At 65.8% G+C, this 2,303-nt stretch carries 3 protein-coding genes and 1 pseudogene; 1 reads left to right on the top strand and 3 read right to left on the bottom strand.

Features of this window, described 5'->3' with window-relative positions; all coding sequences use genetic code 11:
- Positions 1–196: DUF397 domain-containing protein (locus RKE29_RS29440; RefSeq protein ID WP_312008767.1), on the top strand; the 196-nt coding region annotated here is incomplete at its 5' end.
- Positions 197–343: 147 nt separating this feature from the next.
- On the opposite strand, the gene RKE29_RS29435 is transcribed toward RKE29_RS29440, so the two are convergent.
- The 3 genes and pseudogenes from RKE29_RS29435 to RKE29_RS29425 all read right to left on the bottom strand — a co-directional run.
- Entirely contained in the window at positions 344–730 is a 387-nt protein-coding gene (locus RKE29_RS29435; RefSeq protein WP_312008766.1) for an Imm50 family immunity protein, read from the bottom strand.
- A 16-nt stretch (positions 731–746) separates the two neighbouring features.
- Entirely contained in the window at positions 747–1,313 is a 567-nt protein-coding gene (locus RKE29_RS29430) for an HNH/endonuclease VII fold putative polymorphic toxin (RefSeq protein ID WP_312008768.1), read from the bottom strand.
- 170 nt (positions 1,314–1,483) lie between these two features.
- Positions 1,484–2,303: pseudogene (locus tag RKE29_RS29425) on the bottom strand (RHS repeat protein); the annotation flags it as partial.

The raw sequence follows: 2,303 nt of genomic DNA, 5'->3' as shown, positions 1-2,303 counted from the left end.
CACCGGCTGGTTCAAGTCCTCCCACAGCCCGGCCAACGGGCACTGCGTCGAGGCCAGGGCCCGCGACGCCGTCACCGTCGGTATCCGCGACTCGAAGAACCCCGCCGGACCGCACCTGTCCGTACCGGCGAACGCCTTCGCGTCCTTCGTGCGGGCTGCCGTGCGCGGCGACTTCACGCCGCGTGTCGACGCGTAACCACGACACTGCCGCTGCTCCGGTGCCCACGTCCGAGGGGCCGGGCAGCGGTGCGCCCGAACCCGGATACCACGCGCTCAGTCGTCGCGCCAAGATTCAGTCGGCGTTTTGCGAGCCTGCTTCCAGGTCAAGGCATGGTGGTTCTATCTATTCGCTGAGGTAGCCAGAAATTTTAGCAATAGCAGCGGCGCCGGCTACCACCTCGATCCGCATGCTTTCGCATTCGGCGTTCAAATATACGGCTTCTCTTCTGGCCAGTTTGATGTCAACGATCGGATCGACCGACAGTCCGCGCACGTCGACCATGTGCACTTCCAAGAGAAAAAGTTCGACATGTGTTGTATTGAAGCCCTGAGACTTCCATTTTGCCGGCGGATTCGTTGGATAGGAGGGAAGGTCGAAGCGTAGCTTGCAGGTCGGCCCTTCCCTGCTCAATGTGACCTCGTGTACATGGACGGCATGCAGTTCGGGTGGGTTGCCGCTGTAGATTCTCCTGATTCCTTCCGGGTTTTGCAGTGCGGCCGTCCAAGACATCCCTACGCTCTTTTCTTCAGTATTCGTAGTGCTGTGCAGTGCCGGGTACCTTCCCGGTACGCGGCTGATCGTATGGTCGGACGTTGAGGTGGGGGCCCTGATCCCCTATGCCGCCTTGGCCGAATTGATGGCCTGCCGAGTGGTCCTGGATGACGAATCTTCTGCCGTCTCCCCTGGTGAACACGTACTCGCGTGTCAGTATGCGCTGGCCCTCCTTGTCGATGAGTTGACGCCCCGTGCGATCGGTCATCGGCTCGATACGGATCAGGTCCGGCTGCTGCGAAACGGGAATTCCCAGATCGCGTTTTGCCTCCCGGAAGGCCGCGCTCCTGCTTTGCAGCCTCTTGGTCGATGGGACATTACTGCAAGGTGCCAGGCCATGGGGATCGATGTCTCCGAGCGGGTTGTCGACGTAGGCGTGGTGGTTGGGGGCTGGTTGGAGGCCGAGGGGGTCGGGGGATATGTAGCGGGCGGTTTCGGGGTCGTAGTAGCGGTGGTGGTTGTAGTGGAGGCCGGTTTCTGGGTCGTGGTATTGGCCGGGGAAGCGGAGCGGGCAGTCGGTCGTGTCCGGGGGTGCGGGCAGACGGGTGCCCCAGAGGGTGGTGCGGTGTTGCCATGCCAGGTCGCCGTCGGGGGTGACGAGTTCGGTGGGGGTGCCCGCCAGGTCGGTGACGACCGCGTGGAAGCGGGTCGGTTCCGCGTCGTCGGTGGGTGCCGTGAATTTGGCTAGGACCGATCTGTCCGGGTCGCGGCTCAGGGGTCGGTGGGTGGTCTGGGTGAGGGGGCGGTGGGTGTCGGGGGTGTAGTCCCAGNGTGGGTGGTCTGGGTGAGGGGGCGGTGGGTGTCGGGGGTGTAGTCCCAGGTCGTCGCCTGGCCGTCCGGGGTGGTCTGTTCGGCGAGGCGGGTGTGGTCCCAGGTGAAGGTTGTGGTTTCGGCCGGGGTGCCGTCCTCGGTGAGGCGGTGTTTGGTGGTGCGGCGGCCGAGGGGGTCGTAGGTGTAGTGCCAGTGTTCGCCGTCCGGGGTGGTCGCTTCGGTGAGGCGGTCTTCGGTGTTCCAGGTGAAGGTCCAGGTCTGGGACGTGCCGTTGAGGAGTCTGCGGGTGCGGCGGGTCAGGCGGCCTTCGGTGTCGTGTTCGTAGGTGGTGCGGCCCGCGCGGTGCAGGATCGTCCCGGTGTGGTGCCGGTCGTCGGGGGCCGGGTGGGCGGGGGCGGTGGTGTGGGTGAGGTTGCCGGTGGGGTCGTAGGCGTAGGTTTCGGTCCAGCCGTGGGCGTGGACGGTGGTGACGCGGCCGGTGGGGGTGAGGTCGAAGCGGCGGGTGCCGGAGGTGAGTTCGCGGATTTCGGTGAGGTGGCCGTCGGGGCGGTAGGCGTAGGTGCGGTGTTGGAGGAGGCGGGCGGCCTCTGTGTCAGCGGGGTGGTGGGTGAGGGTTTGGCTGGTGAGGCGGTCGGTGCGGTCCCAGGTCTGGGTCAGGGTCACCGTCTCGCCGAGGCGGCGCTCGGTCTCCCGGCCTGCCGCGTCGTAGGTGAACGTCAGGGTTCCGGCGTCCGTGTGGAGTTCTGTGGGGTTGCCTGCC

The sequence above is a fragment of the Streptomyces sp. B1866 genome (assembly GCF_031932565.1).
Lineage (GTDB): Bacteria > Actinomycetota > Actinomycetes > Streptomycetales > Streptomycetaceae > Streptomyces.
The sequence above is the reverse complement of the archived record's forward strand: the minus strand, read 5'-3'. Positions and strand labels throughout refer to the sequence as shown.

Bases quoted from the DNA above. Each gene is read 5' to 3' on its own strand.
- RKE29_RS29435 (WP_312008766.1), bottom strand. From the start codon at position 730: ATGTCTTGGACGGCCGCACTGCAAAACCCGGAAGGAATCAGGAGAATC.